Genomic DNA, 18,391 nt, shown 5'->3' with positions numbered 1-18,391 from the left:
ATCGACTTCGCGGCCGCGGAACCTTACCCATTATCGGGCATTTGTTGAGGTCTTGAAATCAGCTATCTCAAGCCGGAAAATATCTGGAATGTTGAGGAGCAGGCATGACGAAGCATCGCATCTATTCCATCAGCGTCGCGAGCGTCTATCCCCACTATGTCGCCAAGGCAGAGAAGAAGGGGCGCACGAAGACGGAGGTCGATAAAATCATCTGTTGGCTGACGGGGCATAGCCAGCAGAGCTTGGACGATCAGTTGGCTGAAAAGACCAACTTCGAGGATTTCTTTGCGCAAGCGCCTCAGATGAATCCCTCCCGATCGTTGATTACCGGCGTGATCTGCGGCGTTCGCGTGGAAGACATCCAGGAAACGACGATGCGGGAAATCCGCTACCTGGACAAATTGATCGACGAACTCGCCAAGGGGAAAGCGATGGAGAAAATCCTGCGGAAATAGCCAGGAAACCGCGTCGCGGCAGTTCGCGATCACCCACGGCACGCGCGCAGAATCCGGCACCCTCTCGTTCAGGAATGACGAATGTTCACTGGCGCGGAGCGAGGCCATCGAGCAGGAAGTCGAGACCCTTCCTGAAGGCGCCGTCCCAATCATTATCCAGCAGCAGACGAGAGCGCTCGATCGTCGGATAGTGCTCGCTCAGACCTGTCAGGCGCTGCTGCGCAGCCGTCCTGTCGTCATCCGAGAGGTCGAAGTTCGCCCGGGTGATGGTCGCGCCGATCACATAGTTCCAGAGCGACCAGATCGCGACGTTCAAATCCGCATCAGTGACACCGGCTCCGGACAAGGTCCTGCTCAGCAGTTCCAGGCGAATGAGGATGTTCGGGCCGAGCGCCCGGCGCGGCAGCAGCGGGGCCGACCAGGGATGGCGCAGCATGCTGGCGCGCCAGTCTTCGAGCATATGAACGACGTCGCCGCGCCAGTCTCGAGACACGACGATCTCAGACGGGCCGCGATATTCGAGCACCGCGTCGAGCGCCAGATCGAAGACCTCCTCTTTGTTGTCGACGTGCCAATAGAGGCTCATCGCGCCCGCGCCGAGGCGATCGGCCAGCCGGCGCATCTTCAATCCGTCGACGCCCTCTGCGTCCAGCAGTTCTACCGCGGTCGCCACGATCCGCTCCAGGGAAAGAGTCGATTCACTGCGTTGCTCCTGCCCGGTCTTAGGTGACGCACCCCTCCGCCCAGACCCTTTGCTCTCAGCGCCGCTGCGTTTGGCTGCCATTCGTCTTCCTTATCGATCAGACGTCGATCTAAGCCGACAATGCTGGGAATGTCGATGCTGACCGATTGACTCGTACGCTGTACGATGCAATTTGGTCGTACGCCGTACGAGTCAATCGGTCAGCGATAATATTCCATCCTGCAGGCCGCAAGGATCCGTCGCTCGCAGCCCTGGGAAGCCAGGAGAAGTCATGTCACGCGCAATCAAGAATCTCATTATCGGAGGACTCATCATCATGACCATCAGCGTTCCCACCGCGGCGACAGCCAATGAGGACGATCTCAAACTGACCATCGTCAATCCGAAAAACCTCTACGACCCCTCGCCGAATGGCTACAGCACGGCGGTGATCGTGCCGCGCCAAGGCCGGCTGGCCTATATCTCCGGACAGGGCGGCCAGGATAGCACGGGCGCCTTGTCGCCCGACTTTGCCGTCCAGGTGAAGCAGGCCTATGCGAATTTGCGCACCGCCCTCGATGCACTCGGCGCAAAGCCGGATCAGGTCGCCAAGCTCACTGTCTTCGTGGTCGATCACGATATGTCCAAGCTTGAGGTGCTGACCAGCAACGTCAAGGACATGTTCGGCGAAGCATTGCCGGCGCAGACGCTGATTCCCGTTCCCAAGCTCGCCATCGACCCCATGCTCTTCGAGGTCGAAGCCGTGGTCATTCTGGAATAGCGGCGGATCGAGACAAATCGGATTTTCAGGGGTGGTGCGTAAACCTTTGTCAGGCGCGCCACCTTCCCTTTATCGATGGCCATTGACCAACGGCCTGGGATGTGCGTCTTTCATTCCTTGCACAAGGAAAATCCCATGCTCAAGTTTCTGCTCGCCCTCTCGATGGGTGTTTTTTGCGTATCGCCGCTTCAGGCCGCTGAGATCACTCCGGTCACCAAAAGCTGCCAGCCGGGGGCAAAACAGGCGCAATGCGAGCGATGGGTCCAGGATATCAAGAAAGCCGTCACGCTGGCTTATAAAGGAGACCATGGGGCGCAGGTAACCGTTGCCTTCTGCTTGTCCACCGGTTGCCACGGTGCTGTCGCCATCGACAAGGTCGCCTCCTGCAGCTGGCATCTCGTCATCGCCAACTCCGGTTCTACGACAGTGCTCGACAGTTCAAACACCAGGAACACCTGCCGGCCGATGACGGCGGCCGAGAAAGACGAAGCCCGCGCGCTGGCGAGCGATCTCGTCCAGAAGATCTACAAGCGGCCCCTGGTGAAGACCGACCAGATGTAATCTGCCGGGCTCACGGCTTGCGGCGCAACGTCTGCGTGAAAATAAATCTCGTTGCTCTCCCGGCTTTCGCCGCTATTCTCCAGCCTAAGAAAATCGGGCCAAAGAAAATCGGCCAAAGAAATCGGGAGGACCACTGATGATCCTGCACTGCGTATTCCTGCGGCTGAAGACCGCGGTGACGGCCGAAGACAAGCAGTCGCTGTTTGCGGCGATCGTCGCCCTGAAACAGCTCATTCCCGGCATATTGGATATAAAATATGGGCCGAATGTTTCGCCTGAGGGCTTGCATGGCGGCTTCGTCGACGGGTTTGCCGTGACCTTCGAGAGCGCCGAGGCCCGCGACGCCTATCTCATCCATCCCGAGCACGTGACTGTGGGCGAGCGCATCGTCTCATCGACGGATGGAGGTCTTGCCGGCATCCTGGTCTTCGACCTTAATTTGTGAGAAGAAGCCGATTTATCGATGTTGCACGACCGCGTGTTACCGTGCACGCATGTCGCCCCTGCCGTCGGCGTGAGCGGCCGTCTTTCATGGACAGCAGTCGGCTTTAAGGAAGTGGCTGGCAAAGGTTTACGACTGGCTGCCGTCCGCACTCATCGCTCGGATACCAGACCCCGGCAGACTATGCCGGGATCATCGCCGCAACCGGCTCCAACGCTGCGCAATATGGAAGCTTCGCGTTTCCGCAGGTTGCTACCACCGCGCCGACTGGCGTATCAAAAACCACCGAGGCTCTAATCGCAACCGGATGAAAGTCCGCGGCAGGTCACGCATGATCGAGTTGGGCGAAACTTTGCCATACGCCTCGATAGGATGCGGCAAGCCATTTCCAAAAAGTTGATTTGACAACCACCCCCGCCGAGGTTGCTTTAGTAATCCATAATATACATCCTAACAAATTGGCTAGGGAGGAAACAATGGAAGCCGTCAATCGTAGAACCACGCTCGCACTCGGTCTTACAACGGCCGCAACGCCACTGATCGCCTGGGCGACGCCAGCAGCCGCCCAGACTTACGGTCCCGATGAGGGCGAGGAGATCGGACCCGGTGTCAGAGTTGTCGCGCTCGGTGAGCGGGCTTCGGTCATACCAGCTTACAAAATGGTGAAACTGCGGGATGTTGTTATCCAACCTGGGGCGAAGACGCCGGACAACATGATGAAGAACGACATGCTCTGCCATATGACTGAGGGAGAACTTTCGGTCGTTCAGAACAAAAAAAAGTTCACGGTCAAGAAGGGCGATGTTTGGACCTGCGCTAACGCCGATACGACAGAAGGCACCCAGAACACGAGCAATTCGGTTGCGATCATGCGGGTCATCGATTTGATGACCGCATAAGGAGGCGACGCGCGGAAGTGGGCGATTTATATGTAGGAATGTCCACTTTTGGCTGAAAACCACCTAGCCGGACTTTCGAAGCGATTCTGTAGAAGGGCAGCTTCGGGCCCCAAGGTGGCCGCAGGCTCAGCCTGCGGCCAGCCGATTTCCTCAGCTCGATTTCGCCATGGCGGCGGCGAGCTGATCGACATTGTACTTGAACATCTTCTCGTAGGTCGGCGCCGGCCCCTTGGCGTCGGACAGAGATTCGACATAAAGCTCGCCGCCGGGCTCGGCCCCGGTTGCCTTGGCGACCTGCTTGACCAAGCGCGGATCGTTGGAATTCTCGAAGAAATAGGCCTTCACGTGCTCGCCCTTGATCTGCTCGATCAGCTTGGCGACGTCGGCGGCCGATGCCTCGCTTTCGGTGGACAGACCAAGCGGGGCGAGGAAGCTGACATTATATTCGCGCCCGAAATAACCGAAGGCATCGTGGCTGGTCAGCACCTTGCGGCGATCGTCGGCCACCTTGTCGAATTTCGCATGGGCATAGGCGTTCAGTTCGTCCAGCGTCCTGGTGTACTTCTCGGCATTGGCCTTGAAGGCGGCAGCGTCCGAGGGATCGGCCGATGACAGCGCCTTTTCGATATTGGCGACCCAGACCTTGACGTTGACGGGGCTGTTCCAGACATGCGGATCGGTGATTTTTTCGCCGTCCTCTTCCATGGTGCGGGTGTTGATGCCTTCGGAAACGGTGACCGGCTTGCCCTTGTAGCCCGAGGCGGTGATCAGCCGGTCCATCCAGCCTTCCAGCCCCTCGCCGCTGACGAAGGTAACCTGCGCTGCTTTCAAATTCTTCGCGTCGGCCGGCGACGGCTCGAATTCATGGGGATCGCCGTTCGGCCCGACGAGGCTCGTCACCTTGACGTGTTCGCCGCCGACCTGTTTGACGACATCGGCAAGCACGGTGAAGGACGCCACAACCTTCAGCGTTTCGGCGGAGGCGGGCACGGCCGACAGCGCCATCAAAGCGGGGATTGCTGCGGAGAGAAGCAGTCTGTGCGGTGTCATCGAAGTCTCCTTGGGATCAGCCCTTCAAATGCGGGCGGGGAAGAAGCGCCGGGCTAAGCCGGAGGGCGCGAAAAGAATAGAAAAGCCGTAGAGCAACGCTGCCGTCATGATGATCGTCGGGCCGGAGGCAAGCTCGAGATGGTAGGAGGCGATCAGGCCGAGATAGCCGGAGGCGGCGGCGCTGACGGCTGATATCGCCATCATCACGGCTAAGCTGCGCGACCAGAGCTGGGCGACGGCTGCCGGCAGCATCATCAGGCCGACCGCCATCAGCGTGCCGAGCGCCTGGAAGCTGGCGACGAGGTTCAACACCACGAGCAGCAGGAAGAGCACATGATAGACCGGCCCGCGCCCGCCGACGGCGCGCAGGAACCCCGGATCGAAACATTCGGCCACCAGCGGCCGATAGATGAAGGCGAGGATGACGAGGGTCAGCGAAGTGATCGCGCCGATCAGATAAAGGGCGGGCGCATCGATCGCCAGGATGGTGCCGAAGAGCACATGCAGGAGATCGATATTCGAGCCGCGCAGCGAGACGATCAGCACGCCGAGCGCCAGCGATGCGAGATAGAAGCTGGCAAAACTCGCATCCTCCTGCAGCACGGTCATCCGGCTGACGGCGCCGGACAGCAGCGCCACCGACAGGCCGGCGATCAGCCCGCCAAGGCCCATCGCCGTCAGCGACAGGGAGCCGGCGACGAGGTAACCGATGGCAGCCCCCGGCAACACGGCATGGCTCATGGCGTCGCCCATCAGGCTCATGCGCCGCAGCATCAGGAAAACGCCGATCGGGCCGGAGCCGAGCCCGAGGCAGAGGCAGGCGACAAGGGCGCGGCGCATGAAACCGTAATCGGCAAAGGGCGCGAGGAAGAGATCGTAAGCCGTCATGCCGCCGGCACCTCTTCAGCTGCGCAGGCATTCGCATCCTCATCCCAACGCTCGGCCATGGCGCGGGCCTTCAGGAGATTGACTGAGGACATGACGTCTGCGGTCGCACCCCAGCCGACCAGCTCGCGGGCGAGCAGCAGGGTTTGCGGGAAATGGGCGCGGACCAGATCGAAATCGTGGAGCACGGCGATCACCGTGCGGCCCTCGCCATGCCAGCGGGTGACGATATCGATGAGGTCCCTGGTCGTGCGGGCATCGATCGCCGTAAACGGCTCGTCGAGCAGGATGATGCCGGCATCCTGCAACAGCAGCCGAGCAAAAAGCACACGCTGGAACTGGCCGGCCGACAGCGACCCGACATGGCGCCGGCCGAAGCCTTCGAGGCCGACGGCGGAGAGCGCCTCGCCTGCCCTTTTCACCTCGCCGGGCGCGATGCGGCCAAAGGCGCCTGTGTTCTTCCAGGCCCCCAGCATGACGGTGTCGATGACCGAGATCGGAAAGCGCCGGTCGATCTCGGCCGCCTGCGGGAGATAACCGAATTCCGCCCGCCCCAGCCGGTGCTCGACCCTGCCTTCGGCGGGACGAAGCTCACCCATGATCGCCTTCAGCAGCGTCGACTTGCCCGCCCCGTTCGGCCCGGCGATCGCCGTCAGGCTGCCTGAGGCGAAGGCGCCGGAGACATGATGGACGGCGGGATGCCTGTTATAGGCGACGGTCAGATTCTCCAGACGGATCAGCGGCGTCATGGCAAGACAACCGCCCAGTGGATCGCCAGCCACAGGAGCGTAATGACCAGCGCCATGCCGATCACCCTGGATAAAGCCGACTCCCCCAGCAGGCTGACGGAGGGGCGGTCGGGGCTCGGGGGCATGGCGCATCCTACAATGTAATAACATTACTGTTATGTTATAACGATTGAGGCGAGATTGAGGCGGGATTTGCTATAAACGAGAGGAAGGGTGCGGCCATTTGGCCGTCAGCCTTCGCCACCGGAATTGGCGCATGATGCTGCCGCGGCACACAAGGCGCGTGCATCCTGCTATACTTTGCTGTCTTGCTCCGAAGTTCACGCCACCCTCCGTCCTCCTCGGGCTTGACCCGAGGATCCACATTGACCTTCGCAAGCCCAGGCATGGATTCCAGGCTCAAGGCCTGGAATGACGGAGATTGGGGGTAGCGTTTCTGCCAGACCCGCCGTTGGCGATGCCATCGCTATCGAGAGATCAGAGCTGTTCCAGCATCGCGGCAGCGCCCGAGACGGTTGCCTGGACGGGGCTTTCCTCGACGTTGAGGGCTTTGACCACGCCGTCTTCCACCAGCATCGAGTAGCGCTTGGAGCGGAGGCCGAGGCCGCCGGCGGAGAGGTCGGCGTCGAGGCCGACGGCCTTGGTGAAGCCGGCATCCCAATCGGCAAGAAAATGGATCTTGCCCATGCCGCCGGAGGATTGCGCCCAGGCGCCCATCACGTGCCAGTCGTTGACGGCGACGACGGCGATGTCGTCAACGCCCTTGCCAAGGATGGTGTCGCGGTTTTCGAGATAACCCGGCAGGTGGTTCAGCGAGCAGGTGGGCGTGAACGCGCCCGGCACGGCAAAGAGCACGACGCGCTTGCCGGCGAAGAGCTGATCGGTGGTGATTTCGACCGGGCCGTCAGCCGTCTTTTCCTTGAAGGTGGCGGCAGGAAGCTTGTCGCCGATCGCGATGGTCATGGTCTTCTCCTTGGTTCTGTCCTTAGCGGTTTCCGGCTCCGGGGGTTTCCGGGCTTTGGGTTCCGGCTTTGGAAATTCCGGCTTGGCGGCGGCGGGCGCCGCAGGGATCGGAGGCGACTATAGGAGCCCATCATTGAAAGGCAAGTGTGGTCTCCATCGCCCTTTCGCCGTCGATGACGAGCACGCTCCATTGCTTGCCTGCAATGTCGTAATCCTTCGGCAGCTTGCCGATTGCTATATCGACCTTGAAGGTGGCGCCGTCGCGTTTGCCGCCGATTTGCTTGGTGAAGGCATAGCCGCTCGGGCCGGTGACGATGATATCCGGCGCGGCCTTCCCCTCACCCGGCAAGACGAGATCAAGCGACAGCGTCTTCCTGTCGGGCGACATCGCATGCGCCGTCACGTCGAAATCCTGCGATGGCGGCTTCGGCAGCCTCGCATCGGCGGCCTGGAGGATCGCCTCCTCTTCAGGGCGCGACTGGATGGCGGGGCCAAGCTTCAGCTGCAAATTCGCCTGGAAGGGAATGCAGATATCCTTGCAGATGCCGATGAAGGCGGCGGCGTCGATCGTAACCGGGCCTTTGCCGGGTGCCGTCAGCGACAGCGGCAGCGTCACCGGCGCATCATAGGCGATATCCTCGATCGCGCCGTTGAAAAAATGCTTCGGAACGGGATAGGCGATGGCATCCAGCGTGACGCCGCTTTCCGCCGCGATGGTGATTTGCGGCGGAATGCCGCTGTTGCCGGGCTCCTTCCAGTAGGTGATCCAGCCGGGTTTCGGCTCGATCTGAAGGGCGGCGCGGATTTTGCCGCCGGCATCGGGCGCGAGCGCCACGAGGCGCATGCGGCCGCCCTCGTTTTCCGCCCAGGCGCTCATTTCCGCATGGGTGGAAGAAAACGACACAAGGGCCGCGACCGCTGAAACAACAGCGATTAAAAGACTGCGCGGGCCTGAGGAAATAATCATCATGGAACAAAGGTTTACCGAATGTGCTGTTTGACCGCCAGAAGTCGCGGCAATTTAATTCTTCATTTTCAGTTGATTGATGTGTGACATTGGCCCATGTTTCTTTTGTCGAGGCCTTGGTGCGGTCTAGCAGCAGGAGGAACGATGTCCTTATTGACCCTGAAGAACAGACGGGAACGTGGCTTCTTCGATGGCCAGTTCCTCATCGCCATGCCGGGCATGGAAGATCGCAATTTTGCGCGCACTGTCATCTACATTTGCGCGCATTCGGATGCCGGCGCCATGGGCTTCGTCATCAACCGGCCACAGAGCCTCACCTTCACCGATGTGCTGCTGCATCTCGATATGATCAAGCAGGAAGATTCGATCGTGCTGCCGAAGCGGGCGCGCGATTTCCCGATCCAGACCGGCGGCCCGGTGGAAAGCGGCCGCGGCTTCGTGCTGCATTCGGACGATTATTCCAGCGACTCCAGCATTCCCGTCAGCGACGACATCTGCCTGACGGCGACGCTCGATATCGTGCGCGCCATTTCCAAGGGCGATGGGCCGACGCGGGCAACGATGCTACTCGGCTATTCCTCCTGGTCGGCCGGCCAGCTCGAAAGCGAGGTCGTCAACAATGGCTGGCTCACCTGCCCGGCCAATGAGGAATTGATCTTCGACCGCAGCCTCGACGACAAATATGAGCGGGCGCTCGCCGGCATGGGCGTGACCGCCGCCATGCTTTCGGCCGAAGCCGGCCATGCTTGAGGGGCTGGCCTGACAGCGCCTGACCTGACGGCAGCGGGAACGAATAGCCGCAAGTGACGTTTCATTTCGGCAAGCATGGACAAAAGGCCCATGCTGACCAAGGAGACATCACAAGATGGGTAGCACCAGCGACAAGATTTCCGGCAAGGCAAACGAAATTGCCGGCAAGACCAAGCAGGCCGTCGGCAAGGCGACGGACGATCGCGAAATGCAGGCCAAGGGCGCCGTCCAGGAAGCCAAGGGCAAGGGACAAGTCGCAACCGGCAAGGTCAAGGACAAGCTCAAGGGCGCCGTCGACCGGCTCTGAGCGACAGCGTCTCTTCACACACGCAAAGACGCTGTGATTCCGATTTAGGGAATGCGCAGTAGACGCTCATCCTTTATCACCATGCCTGCTGCGCAAGCGCGCGGCAGGCATTTTCAATCCCCCACCCTCATGCTTTGCAGAGATAGACACGATGAAGCTCTTTGCCTGCGACAATTGCGATCAGGTCGTCCATTTCGACAACCGTCGATGCGTGCGTTGCAACCATCGTCTCGGCTTCCTGCCCGGCGACCTTTCGATGCATGCGCTGGAGCCGCGCGACGAGACGCTCTGGCAGCTCGTTTCCAATCCCGATCGCGACGTCCGCTTCTGCGCCAATGCCAGCCTCGATATCTGCAACTGGCTGGTGGACGATGATGGCGAGAGCGAATTCTGCGTTGCCTGCCGCCATAACCGGCTGGTTCCGAACACCGACACCCAGGACGGCATCGATCGCTGGCGGCGCATCAGCCAGGCGCAGCGTCATCTGTTTTATTCGCTGCTGCGCTGGAAGCTGCCGCATCCGGATCGGGCGCAAGACCCGCAAGGCGGCCTGGTCTTCGATTTCCTCGAGGATTCGATCGAGAGCAACGGCTTTATCGTGCCGGCCATGACCGGCCACGAGGAAGGCCTGATCACCATCCGCGCCGCGGAGGCCGACGATGCGACGCGCGAACAGGCGCGCAGCTCGATGAACGAACCCTACCGCACGCTGCTTGGCCATTTCCGCCACGAGGCCGGCCACTTCATCTGGAACAAGCTGGTGCGCGATCAGGGCGGCCTTGCCGATTTCCGCACAGTCTTCGGCGACGAACGGCAGGATTATATGGCAGCCCTCCAGACCCATTATGCCGGCGGCGCGCCCTTGGGATGGCAGGACAATTTCATCAGCGCCTATGCGGCGTCGCACCCCTGGGAGGATTTTGCCGAATGCTTCGCGCATTACCTCCATATCGTCGATACGCTCGAAACCGCGCGCGCCTTCGGCATCGCCATCGATCCGCGCGGCCATGAGGAAATATCAGGCGAGGTGGATTTCATCCCCTACCGGGCAAGAAGCGCCGAACAGCTGGTCAGCGCCTGGGTGCCGCTCAGCATCGCGATCAACGCCATCCAGCGCAGCATGGGCCAGCCTGATTCCTATCCCTTCGTGCTGTCCTCGCCGGTCGTGGCAAAACTCGAATATCTGCACCGGCTGATCCAGGGCGCGGCGACCGCGCCGCAGCAGCGGGCGGCTTGAAGGAAATTCGGGCGCGCTGCTTGCTCCCTCTTCTCCCCAGGGGGCTATTAGATTCACACATCATCGAAAGCGTTGAGGAGGAGGGATACGCCGCGCTTGGCGGCCTGGAACTGTTGCCAGCCGTCGAGCATGACGATCGGGCCTGGCTTGCCGTAGTAGCCGGTCCACCCGCCGAGGCGGGCGCAGACCCAGGCGGCATAGGCCAGTGAGCCTTTGGGATGCGGGTTCTTCTGCCGGGCGGCGTTGCCCTCCAGCTTGGCGCAGAAGGCTTCCAGCAGTGGCCGGTCGCTCGGTTCGAAGGCGTCTTCGATGGGCCGCAAGGCGTCACCGGGCGGAGCACCGTCCCGGGCATGCACCAGTTGCTGCACGATCACGGCCGCGACGAAGGCGGCCATCACCAGATTGCTCAGCGGCGCTTCGTCCTCGATGCGCAGACCTTCGATATCAAAGCCCTGCGTCTTCAGGGTGCGGAACAATTGCTCGATCGCCCAGCGGCGGCGATAAAGAGCGATGACCGCCGCCGCCTGGTCGGCATCCGACACCGCGTAGGTCGTCAGCAGCTGCCAATGGATCGGCGTCTCGCCCGGCGGTGGCGCGCTCTCGCGCACATCCACCAGACAAAGACGCACACCATCCGGGACCTTTTTGTAGATGCCGTTCTTCGGGGCCGGCAAGCTCACCGCGCTGAAGCGGATCGCCAGCTGCGTGTCGCGTTCCTTGCGGCCCGGCTTGGCCGGCAGGGTGAAGGCCAGACTTGCCGCAACCGGCAAGGCGTCCGCCAGGGAAAGCAGCGACGGCTGGTCCTTGCCGAGGCTGCGGTCTCGGGCCAGCCGGATGACGAGGTCGACATTGGCGGGCCGGCGCGTGAAGGCCTCGTAGATATCGCTTTCACGGTCGGCAATGACGGTGATGTGGCGTGCCGCGGCGCAAACCTGCGCGGCGCGATCGGCGCCCTCCAGCCAGCGGTAGCTTTCCTTCTCCTCGATCGGACGGGCGCGCTGAGTGCCGCGCTTGCCCTGGTCGCGGCTGAGAAACTGTCCGTGGACCGCCCCGACAATCGCGCCATCATCGGCGTCGACCCCGATCATCGCGTGCAGATAAAGACCACCGCCGCCGCCGGAGCGCACCACCGTCGTATGTGACGGTCCGCACAACGGCTGGCCGTGCGCAGCGCCGCCTCATCGATCATCGCCTGCGGATCGATCGCAGCATTGCGCAAAAATCGGCTCAAGCGGATCTCTCCAGCCCGGTTGCCGCCGAGCTTGCGCACCCGCATTGCCTGACCCGCTGTCGCAACAAGGCGCTCCAGCAAGAACGCCCCCCTTTTTCCAGGCGACGGTCGCCAAACCGTCCCAGCCTCAAATCATCCATCACTCAATTCTCCTGCTTTGCAGCAAAAGAATCAGAACTGAATTCCATAGGCAATTCTAAATGTGTGAATGCCATAGCCCCAGGGGGAGAAGGTGGCCCGAAGGGTCGGATGAGGGGGCCACACGGCACACCATTCGTTGCTCTTCGCTTGCGCTCAGCGCATTCGCTCCTGTCGTCACTCACCCCCTCATCTGCCTGCCGGCATCTTCTCCCCGCTGGGGAGAAGGGGGATGTGGCAGCGCCGTATTCTTCTCTCGTCCGTCAGGAGTTCGAGGAAACAGCCGCTACTTAAAACGAAACCGCCTTGCCCTTCTTGAAGGGCTCCATGCCCCGGCGGGCGAGTTCGTCGGCGCGTTCGTTTTCCGGGTGGCCGGCGTGGCCCTTGACCCAGTGCAGCGTCACCTTGTGGCGGTCACGGGCCGCCTCCAGCGCCTGCCAGAGCTCGGCATTCTTCACCGGCTTCTTGTCAGCGGTCTTCCAGCCGTTTTTCTTCCAGCCGAAAATCCACTTGGAGATGCCGTCCTTGACGTAGGCGCTGTCGGTATAGAGATCGACCTCGCAAGGGCTCTTCAAGGCCGATAGCGCCGAGATCGCCGCCAGCAGTTCCATGCGATTGTTGGTCGTATCCGCCTCGCCGCCGCAAAGCTCCTTTTCGACATCGCCATAACGCAGCACCGCGCCCCAGCCGCCGGGGCCGGGATTGCCGGAGCATGCGCCGTCGGTGAAGATATCGACGTGTTTCATAGGCTCAATCCATATTCGGCGGGCGATTTGATCTGGCGGTGGAACCGCAGCTTGCGCAGATATTCGAGCGGGTCCTTCTTGGTGACCATGGCGCCCTCAGGCGTCGTCAGCCAGTCATAGAGCCGGGTCAGGAAGAAGCGCAGCGCCGACCCACGCGACAGCACCGGCAGGGCTGCGATTTCGGCGTCGCTCAACGGCCGGACGCTCTGATAACCCTCGAGCATCGCCGTGCCCTTGGTGATGTTATAGGCGCCGTCCTTCTCGAAGCACCAGGCATTCAGGCAGATCGAGACGTCATAGGCGAGCAGGTCGTTGCAGGCGAAATAGAAATCGATCAGGCCGGAGAGCTGGTCGCCGAGGAAGAAGACGTTGTCGGGGAAGAGGTCGGCGTGGATGACGCCGGCCGGCAGGCCACTCGGCCAAGCGGCAGAGAGGAAATCGAGTTCGCTGCGGATCTCGTCCTGCAAGCCGGGCTCGACCTCGCCGGCACGCGCTTCCGATTTCTCCCAAAGCCCCCGCCATCCGTCGATCGACAGCGCATTCGCCCGCTTCAAGTCGAAACCGTTGCCCGCCACATGCATCTCGGCCAGCGCCCTGCCGACCTCGCGGCAGTGCTTCGCTTCCGGCTTTCTCAGCCACATGCCTTCGAGGAAGGAGATGAGCGCCGCAGGACGGCCGGACAACGAGCCGAGCAGCGCACCATCCCGGCGCGGCAGCGGCAGCGGGCAGGACAGGCCGCGGGCGGAAAGATGCTGCATCAGGCCGAGGAAGAAAGGCAGGTCGCTCTTTTCCACCCGCTTCTCATAGAGCGTCAGGATCAGCGGATCCTTGGAGGTGTGAAGCAGGAAGTTGGAGTTTTCGACGCCTTCGGCAATGCCCTTGTAGGAGAGCAGCGTGCCCGCGTCATATTCCGTCAGGAACCACTTCAGATCGTCTTCGGCGATATCGGTATAGACTGCCAAGTGAGGTCTCGTCTCTGCATTATGGATGAAGGATTGCCCAGGCCGCAATGACGACCTAGCCGTTGACGAAGGCCATGTCGGCGGCCGTCAGCTCGATGCTGCGCAGTTCGCGGTTGACGAGGAAATTTTCGGTTTCCTGAACCGTTTCGGCCAGTTCGACGCGGGCATCGAACCGGGCACGGAAAGCCTCGATGATCTCGTTGACGATGACCTCGGGGGCCGAGGCGCCGGCCGAGAGGCCGAGTGTCGAAATCGCGCCGATCTCGTCCCAGTCGAGCTCGGCGGCGCGCTGCACGAGGATCGATTTCTTCGCCCCTGCCCTGAGCGCCACTTCGACGAGGCGCTTGGAGTTGGAGGAGTTCGGCGCGCCAACGATGATGAAGAGATCACAGCCGGGCGCCGCCTGCTTCACCACTTCCTGGCGGTTGGTCGTCGCATAACAGATCGAATCCGCTGCCGGCGCCGTCAGGTTCGGGAAGCGCTCGTGCAGGCGGGTGATGACGCCGGCCGTATCGTCGACCGACAGCGTCGTCTGGGTGACATAGCCGAGATTATCGGGATCAACAGGGACATAGGCGTCGGCATCCTCGATCGTCTCGATCAGCGAGACGGACCCCTCCGGCAGCTGACCCATCGTGCCGATCACCTCGGGGTGGCCGGCATGGCCGATGAGGACGACATGGCGGCCGAGGCGATTGTGGCGCATCGCCTGCTTGTGGACCTTGGAAACCAGCGGGCAGGTGGCGTCGAGATAAAAGAGGTTGCGGCTTGCCGCATCCTCGGGCACGGATTTCGGCACGCCATGGGCGGAGAAGACCACCGGCTGGGCGCGATGTTCGGCCGGGATCTCGTCCAGCTCCTCGACGAAGACGGCGCCCTTGGCCTCCAGCCCCTCGACGACATAACGATTGTGGACGATCTCGTGGCGCACATAGACCGGCGCGCCATAGGATTTCAGCGCCAGCACGACGATCTGGATGGCACGGTCGACGCCGGCGCAGAAGCCGCGCGGGCCGCAGAGCCTGATCGTCAAAGGAGGTTTCGCCGCAATATTCATGTCTGTTCCACAAATTCCTCATTCCTGTGCTCGTCACAGGAATCCAGCCACGGCGCGTCGGCGCCGTGAATGACTGTCAACATCCTCGTCCCTCTTCCGCGCCCAAGGACTTGGGCGCACTGGATTCCTGTGACATCCCTCGGGTTAAACCCGAGGACAGGAATGAAGGAGAACTTGGCAACGTCCAGCTTCAACAGCAACGTCCCGCGTAGGGCTAAGGGACCTCTAGCCCAATATGGTCGAGAATTGAAGTGATACTATTGCTGAGGTGGCTTGGCACCCTTGCGGAGCCAGGAGATCGCCACCACGACGACGAGCACGGCGGCAAGCCCATACCAGGTGAAAGCATATTGCAGATGATCGTTCGGCAGATCCACCTGGGTGACGCCGCCGATCGGCAGGCCGGCCGGATTGGGGGTGGAATCGGCATCGACGAAAAAGGGAATGACCCTCGCTTTCTCCAGCCCGACGCTCTCGGCCATGACGTCGAGATCCTTCCAGTAGAAGATGTTCTTGGCGACGTCGTTGTCGGGCACCACCCAGGAAGGCTTGCCGGGAAGCTTTTCGCGCGCCAGGCCGGTGACGGTCTGCTGATCCGTCAGCTGGCCCTGCATGCGCGTTTCCGGCTCCTTATTGTCATAGGGAACGAAGCCGCGATTGACGAAGAGAATGCGCCCGTCGGCAAGCTCCAGCGGCGTATAGACATAAAAGCCGGTCTGGCCGCGCCAGGTGGCGAAGAAGTGCCGCTCCTTGTTGTTGATGTAGCGGCCGGTGGCGGTGACCTTGCGGTATTCGATGTCGCCGCCTGTCGCCGTCATCGCCTCGATGTCGGCAAGCGGCACGGGGCTTGCTGCCTGCCGCGCGGCGATATCGGCGATCAGGCCCTCCTTCCAGTGCAGGCGCTCCACCTGCCAGGTGCCGAGCGAAATCAGGATGGCAAGAGCGATCAGCACCAGGATGCCGGTCAAAACCGGCAGCCGGCGGCGCGGCGCGGCATGGTCGATATCAGTCACTCAGGCGTCCTTCGCGGGCATTATGGCGGTATTGCATGGCGATCAGGATGCCCTTGAACCAGCGCAGCGCCAGCAGCGACAGGATAATCGTCAACGGAGCGAAGAGCAGGATGTGCACCCAGATCGGCGGCCCGTAATTCACCTGCAGCCACAGCACCATGCCGATGACGATGAAGCCGACGATGAGGATGACGAAGACGGCGGGGCCGTCACCGGAATCGGCAAAGGAATAATCGAGGCCGCAGGCGGCGCAGCGCGGCTTCAGGCCGAGCAGGCCATCGAACAGCTTGCCCTCACCGCAGCGCGGGCAGCAGCCCTTGATCCCGGTCTTCACCGGGTCGACGGGCGGAAAATGGGCGCTGTCCTCGTTCATGCTGTTCCTTGTGACAATTCCATGCTGCCTTAACTCTCCCATAAAGTATTCGCATCCCGAATGGAAATACCTGCGCGGTCTCTGCCGAGCGATTCGCGCCAAACAGAAGAAGAAAACTGATGAGCAATGACAGCCATGCCGGGCAGATCGTAATCTTGAATGGTGCGCCGCGGAGCGGCAAATCAAGCATCGTGCGCGCGATCCAGGATGAATTCGAAGGCCCGTGGATCAACCTCGGCGTCGACAGCTACAATGCCATGACACCGAAGCGCTACCTTCCGGGCATCGGACTGCGGCCGGGCGGCGAACGGCCGGATCTCGAGGAACTGGTGCCGTTCTTTTATGCAGCGCTCTACGAATCGATCGCCATCCATGCCAGCCTGGGGCTCAATGTCATCGCCGATCTCGGTCACCACGACAGCTATTCGCAGCCGCTCGGCATTCTCGGCGATTGCGCCCGGCGACTGGAAGACTTTCCCGTGCTGTTCGTCGGCGTGCGCTGTCCGATCGAGACGATCATGCAGCGGCGCGACATTGTCCAAGAGGGGCGCGAGACGCTTTATCTCAGCGCCACGGAGGACGTGCCAGTCCCGGAACCGGTGCAACGCTGGCAGGATGAGGTGCATCGTCCCGGCATCTACGACATGGAGGTCGATACGTCGGTGCTGACACCGCTCGAATGCGCCGAAGCGATCCGCCACCAGTTGGATCTCGGTATTCCCGAACCTTCGGCCTTCGAACGGATCGCCGGGGTACGCTGAGGCGATAAACAGCGGGTGCGGAGCCCTTACCTCAGCCCAGGAGATTGCCGAGGGCAGCCCCTCATCCGCCTGCCGGCACCTTCTCCCCGTAAACGGGGCGAAGGGGATATGCCGCAGCGTCTCGATTCCCTCTTCTCCCCAGCGGGGAGAAGGTGCCCGTAGGGCGGATGAGGGGGCCGGCGAAGCCGGTCTTTAAAACAACATTCATGCGGGATTCGACCGCGCTCGCGTCGGCATGGAGGGATAGTTAAGATGAGAGGCCGTGCCGTGTGGCCCCCTCATCCGACCCTTCGGGCCACCTTCTCCCCGCTGGGGAGAAGAGGACACATGCGGCAGCCTCTCCGTTCCTCGCCCGTTCTCGCATGGCACGTCCCTCTCGTCTCCGAAAAGATGCGGGCTGTCGCGGCAACAAAAAGGCGGGCACGAGGCCCGCCTTTTGCTTGACTGTGGTTCCGATCAGCCGGCTGCGACGGGTGCGCCCCAGCCGCCCCAGACGTAGATGCAGAAGAACAGGAACAGCCACACGACGTCGACGAAGTGCCAGTACCAGGCGGCCGCCTCGAAGCCGAAATGCTGTTTCGGGGTGAAGTCGCCGCGCAGCGCACGGATCAGGCAGACAGCCAGGAAGATCGTGCCGACGAGGACGTGGAAACCGTGGAAGCCGGTCGCCATGAAGAAGGTCGCGCCGTAGATCGAACTCTTGAAGGCGAACGGGGCGTGAGCATATTCGTAGGCCTGAACGGCAGAGAAGAACATACCGAGCAGCACGGTCAGCGTCAGGCCCTGGATCAGGCCCTTGCGGTCGTTGTGCAGCAGCGCATGGTGCGCCCAGGTGACCGTGGTGCCCGACAGGAGCAGGATGACGGTGTTGTAGATCGGCAGGTGCCAGGGGTCGAGAACCTCGATACCCTTCGGCGGCCAGGTGCCGCCGGTATAGAGCACGCGCGAGGCCTGGATCGCTTCGTTCGGATAGAGGCTAACGTCGAAATAGGCCCAGAACCAGGCGACGAAGAACATCACTTCCGAAGCGATGAACATGATCATGCCGTAGCGCAGGTGCAGCGAGACGACGCGGGTATGGGCGCCCTCATGGGCTTCCTTCACCGTATCGGCCCACCAGCCGTACATGACGTAGAGCACCAGCGCGAAGCCGATATAGAAAACCCAGGGATTGGCAAGCTCGAAGCCGGCGACCTTGAAGGAGCCGCCATTGAGATAACGCATGTAGGAGACGCCGCCGAACGCCATGATGAAGGCGCCGAGCGAGGCTAGAATCGGCCACGGGCTCGGATCGATGATGTGATAGTCGTGATTCTTTTGATGAGCATCGGCCATGTGGTTATCCCCGGATGTCTTCCTTCACTCCGCTCCCGGCATAGCCG

General features: G+C 61.6%; 23 protein-coding genes and 2 pseudogenes. 10 read left to right on the top strand and 15 right to left on the bottom strand.

Annotation, left to right across the window (positions count from 1 at the left end):
* The first annotated feature begins 104 nt into the window (after positions 1-104).
* On the top strand, positions 105-455 hold the full coding sequence (locus BA011_RS00590; protein WP_065279045.1) for a DUF2200 domain-containing protein: 351 nt from the start codon (positions 105-107) through the stop codon (positions 453-455).
* Between the two features lie 85 nt (positions 456-540).
* Here the strand turns inward: BA011_RS00590 and BA011_RS00585 are convergent, their stop codons facing one another.
* A complete protein-coding gene (locus BA011_RS00585) occupies positions 541-1,239 on the bottom strand; it encodes a TetR/AcrR family transcriptional regulator (protein ID WP_065279044.1) in 699 nt (232 codons plus the stop codon).
* A 190-nt stretch (positions 1,240-1,429) separates the two neighbouring features.
* Between BA011_RS00585 and BA011_RS00580 the strand changes: the two genes are divergently transcribed.
* From BA011_RS00580 to BA011_RS00565, 5 genes and pseudogenes are all read left to right on the top strand, one after another.
* Positions 1,430-1,918, top strand: a complete 489-nt coding sequence (locus BA011_RS00580; protein WP_065279043.1) for a RidA family protein — start codon at positions 1,430-1,432, stop codon at positions 1,916-1,918.
* 135 nt (positions 1,919-2,053) lie between these two features.
* Positions 2,054-2,479: a hypothetical protein gene (locus tag BA011_RS00575; protein WP_065279042.1), complete on the top strand. Its 426-nt coding sequence runs from the start codon at positions 2,054-2,056 to the stop codon at positions 2,477-2,479.
* A gap of 136 nt (positions 2,480-2,615) precedes the next feature.
* Positions 2,616-2,924 (top strand): Dabb family protein, encoded by a 309-nt coding sequence (locus BA011_RS00570; RefSeq protein WP_017959279.1) that lies wholly within the window; start codon positions 2,616-2,618, stop codon positions 2,922-2,924.
* Positions 2,925-3,064: 140 nt separating this feature from the next.
* Positions 3,065-3,232 (top strand): annotated as a pseudogene (locus BA011_RS40870) (IS3 family transposase); the annotation flags it as partial.
* 165 nt (positions 3,233-3,397) lie between these two features.
* The gene (locus BA011_RS00565) at positions 3,398-3,820 is read left to right on the top strand and encodes a hypothetical protein (protein WP_065279041.1); all 423 of its coding nucleotides are present in this window, start codon (positions 3,398-3,400) and stop codon (positions 3,818-3,820) included.
* A gap of 150 nt (positions 3,821-3,970) precedes the next feature.
* Here BA011_RS00565 and BA011_RS00560 read toward each other — a convergent pair whose 3' ends face one another.
* From BA011_RS00560 to BA011_RS00540, 6 genes and pseudogenes are all read right to left on the bottom strand, one after another.
* The gene (locus BA011_RS00560; RefSeq protein ID WP_065279040.1) at positions 3,971-4,870 is read right to left on the bottom strand and encodes a metal ABC transporter substrate-binding protein; all 900 of its coding nucleotides are present in this window, start codon (positions 4,868-4,870) and stop codon (positions 3,971-3,973) included.
* A 16-nt stretch (positions 4,871-4,886) separates the two neighbouring features.
* A pseudogene (locus BA011_RS00555) lies at positions 4,887-5,758 on the bottom strand (metal ABC transporter permease).
* Entirely contained in the window at positions 5,755-6,504 is a 750-nt protein-coding gene (locus BA011_RS00550; RefSeq protein ID WP_065279038.1) for a metal ABC transporter ATP-binding protein, read from the bottom strand. Before BA011_RS00550 ends, BA011_RS00555 begins: the two are co-directional and overlap by 4 nt.
* A complete protein-coding gene (locus BA011_RS46055) occupies positions 6,501-6,629 on the bottom strand; it encodes a hypothetical protein (RefSeq protein ID WP_257785304.1) in 129 nt (42 codons plus the stop codon). The genes BA011_RS00550 and BA011_RS46055 overlap by 4 nt, the downstream gene beginning before the upstream one ends.
* A gap of 352 nt (positions 6,630-6,981) precedes the next feature.
* Positions 6,982-7,467, bottom strand: coding sequence for a peroxiredoxin (locus BA011_RS00545; protein ID WP_065279037.1), 486 nt, complete (start codon positions 7,465-7,467; stop codon positions 6,982-6,984).
* 130 nt (positions 7,468-7,597) lie between these two features.
* Positions 7,598-8,437 (bottom strand): protein-disulfide reductase DsbD domain-containing protein, encoded by an 840-nt coding sequence (locus tag BA011_RS00540; protein ID WP_065279036.1) that lies wholly within the window; start codon positions 8,435-8,437, stop codon positions 7,598-7,600.
* Positions 8,438-8,578: 141 nt separating this feature from the next.
* Between BA011_RS00540 and BA011_RS00535 the strand changes: the two genes are divergently transcribed.
* The 3 genes from BA011_RS00535 (at position 8,579) to BA011_RS00525 (ending at position 10,728) form a co-directional block, all read left to right on the top strand.
* On the top strand, positions 8,579-9,184 hold the full coding sequence (locus BA011_RS00535; RefSeq protein ID WP_017959273.1) for a YqgE/AlgH family protein: 606 nt from the start codon (positions 8,579-8,581) through the stop codon (positions 9,182-9,184).
* A gap of 115 nt (positions 9,185-9,299) precedes the next feature.
* Positions 9,300-9,491: a CsbD family protein gene (locus BA011_RS00530; RefSeq protein ID WP_003546001.1), complete on the top strand. Its 192-nt coding sequence runs from the start codon at positions 9,300-9,302 to the stop codon at positions 9,489-9,491.
* A gap of 151 nt (positions 9,492-9,642) precedes the next feature.
* Positions 9,643-10,728: a zinc-binding metallopeptidase family protein gene (locus BA011_RS00525; protein WP_065279035.1), complete on the top strand. Its 1,086-nt coding sequence runs from the start codon at positions 9,643-9,645 to the stop codon at positions 10,726-10,728.
* Between the two features lie 53 nt (positions 10,729-10,781).
* Here the strand turns inward: BA011_RS00525 and BA011_RS00520 are convergent, their stop codons facing one another.
* From BA011_RS00520 to BA011_RS00490, 7 genes are all read right to left on the bottom strand, one after another.
* Complete coding sequence (locus tag BA011_RS00520) at positions 10,782-11,858, bottom strand: IS4 family transposase (RefSeq protein ID WP_237352536.1); 1,077 nt, start codon at positions 11,856-11,858, stop codon at positions 10,782-10,784.
* Entirely contained in the window at positions 11,813-12,040 is a 228-nt protein-coding gene (locus BA011_RS44890) for a hypothetical protein (RefSeq protein ID WP_237352535.1), read from the bottom strand. Before BA011_RS44890 ends, BA011_RS00520 begins: the two co-directional genes overlap by 46 nt.
* Before the next feature lie 347 nt (positions 12,041-12,387).
* On the bottom strand, positions 12,388-12,843 hold the full coding sequence (gene rnhA / locus BA011_RS00515; protein WP_003545999.1) for a ribonuclease HI: 456 nt from the start codon (positions 12,841-12,843) through the stop codon (positions 12,388-12,390).
* On the bottom strand, positions 12,840-13,805 hold the full coding sequence (locus tag BA011_RS00510; protein ID WP_065279034.1) for a homoserine kinase: 966 nt from the start codon (positions 13,803-13,805) through the stop codon (positions 12,840-12,842). The genes rnhA and BA011_RS00510 overlap by 4 nt, the downstream gene beginning before the upstream one ends.
* Before the next feature lie 55 nt (positions 13,806-13,860).
* Complete coding sequence (gene ispH, locus BA011_RS00505) at positions 13,861-14,862, bottom strand: 4-hydroxy-3-methylbut-2-enyl diphosphate reductase (RefSeq protein ID WP_003545997.1); 1,002 nt, start codon at positions 14,860-14,862, stop codon at positions 13,861-13,863.
* Between the two features lie 257 nt (positions 14,863-15,119).
* Positions 15,120-15,875 carry an SURF1 family protein gene (locus BA011_RS00495; RefSeq protein ID WP_065279032.1) on the bottom strand — a complete coding sequence of 252 codons (756 nt, stop codon included), beginning with the start codon at positions 15,873-15,875 and terminating at the stop codon, positions 15,120-15,122.
* Entirely contained in the window at positions 15,868-16,248 is a 381-nt protein-coding gene (locus BA011_RS00490) for a DUF983 domain-containing protein (RefSeq protein WP_065279031.1), read from the bottom strand. The genes BA011_RS00495 and BA011_RS00490 overlap by 8 nt, the downstream gene beginning before the upstream one ends.
* 119 nt (positions 16,249-16,367) lie before the next feature.
* On the opposite strand from BA011_RS00490, the gene BA011_RS00485 reads away from it, so the two are divergent.
* Positions 16,368-17,009 (top strand): chloramphenicol phosphotransferase CPT family protein, encoded by a 642-nt coding sequence (locus tag BA011_RS00485; RefSeq protein ID WP_065279030.1) that lies wholly within the window; start codon positions 16,368-16,370, stop codon positions 17,007-17,009.
* Between the two features lie 456 nt (positions 17,010-17,465).
* On the opposite strand, the gene BA011_RS00480 is transcribed toward BA011_RS00485, so the two are convergent.
* Positions 17,466-18,344, bottom strand: a complete 879-nt coding sequence (locus BA011_RS00480) for a cytochrome c oxidase subunit 3 (protein WP_065279029.1) — start codon at positions 18,342-18,344, stop codon at positions 17,466-17,468.
* Positions 18,345-18,391 lie beyond the last annotated feature (47 nt).

It is taken from the genome of Rhizobium leguminosarum (assembly GCF_001679785.1).
Lineage (GTDB): Bacteria > Pseudomonadota > Alphaproteobacteria > Rhizobiales > Rhizobiaceae > Rhizobium > Rhizobium leguminosarum_R.
This window is presented reverse-complemented; position numbering and strand designations above follow the sequence as displayed.

What these genes read in the sequence shown, in the direction of transcription:
- BA011_RS00585 (WP_065279044.1), bottom strand. Translation starts at nt 1,239, where the DNA reads ATGGCAGCCAAACGCAGCGGCGCTGAGAGCAAAGGGTCTGGGCGGAGG.
- ispH (WP_003545997.1), bottom strand. Translation starts at nt 14,862, where the DNA reads ATGAATATTGCGGCGAAACCTCCTTTGACGATCAGGCTCTGCGGCCCG.
- BA011_RS00480 (WP_065279029.1), bottom strand. Translation starts at nt 18,344, where the DNA reads ATGGCCGATGCTCATCAAAAGAATCACGACTATCACATCATCGATCCG.
- BA011_RS00565 (WP_065279041.1), top strand. Translation starts at nt 3,398, where the DNA reads ATGGAAGCCGTCAATCGTAGAACCACGCTCGCACTCGGTCTTACAACG.
- rnhA (WP_003545999.1), bottom strand. Translation starts at nt 12,843, where the DNA reads ATGAAACACGTCGATATCTTCACCGACGGCGCATGCTCCGGCAATCCC.
- BA011_RS00550 (WP_065279038.1), bottom strand. Translation starts at nt 6,504, where the DNA reads ATGACGCCGCTGATCCGTCTGGAGAATCTGACCGTCGCCTATAACAGG.
- BA011_RS00525 (WP_065279035.1), top strand. Translation starts at nt 9,643, where the DNA reads ATGAAGCTCTTTGCCTGCGACAATTGCGATCAGGTCGTCCATTTCGAC.
- BA011_RS00570 (WP_017959279.1), top strand. Translation starts at nt 2,616, where the DNA reads ATGATCCTGCACTGCGTATTCCTGCGGCTGAAGACCGCGGTGACGGCC.
- BA011_RS00580 (WP_065279043.1), top strand. Translation starts at nt 1,430, where the DNA reads ATGTCACGCGCAATCAAGAATCTCATTATCGGAGGACTCATCATCATG.
- BA011_RS00560 (WP_065279040.1), bottom strand. Translation starts at nt 4,870, where the DNA reads ATGACACCGCACAGACTGCTTCTCTCCGCAGCAATCCCCGCTTTGATG.
- BA011_RS00485 (WP_065279030.1), top strand. Translation starts at nt 16,368, where the DNA reads ATGAGCAATGACAGCCATGCCGGGCAGATCGTAATCTTGAATGGTGCG.
- BA011_RS00540 (WP_065279036.1), bottom strand. Translation starts at nt 8,437, where the DNA reads ATGATGATTATTTCCTCAGGCCCGCGCAGTCTTTTAATCGCTGTTGTT.
- BA011_RS00535 (WP_017959273.1), top strand. Translation starts at nt 8,579, where the DNA reads ATGTCCTTATTGACCCTGAAGAACAGACGGGAACGTGGCTTCTTCGAT.
- BA011_RS00575 (WP_065279042.1), top strand. Translation starts at nt 2,054, where the DNA reads ATGCTCAAGTTTCTGCTCGCCCTCTCGATGGGTGTTTTTTGCGTATCG.
- BA011_RS00530 (WP_003546001.1), top strand. Translation starts at nt 9,300, where the DNA reads ATGGGTAGCACCAGCGACAAGATTTCCGGCAAGGCAAACGAAATTGCC.
- BA011_RS00545 (WP_065279037.1), bottom strand. Translation starts at nt 7,467, where the DNA reads ATGACCATCGCGATCGGCGACAAGCTTCCTGCCGCCACCTTCAAGGAA.
- BA011_RS00490 (WP_065279031.1), bottom strand. Translation starts at nt 16,248, where the DNA reads ATGAACGAGGACAGCGCCCATTTTCCGCCCGTCGACCCGGTGAAGACC.
- BA011_RS46055 (WP_257785304.1), bottom strand. Translation starts at nt 6,629, where the DNA reads ATGCCCCCGAGCCCCGACCGCCCCTCCGTCAGCCTGCTGGGGGAGTCG.
- BA011_RS00590 (WP_065279045.1), top strand. Translation starts at nt 105, where the DNA reads ATGACGAAGCATCGCATCTATTCCATCAGCGTCGCGAGCGTCTATCCC.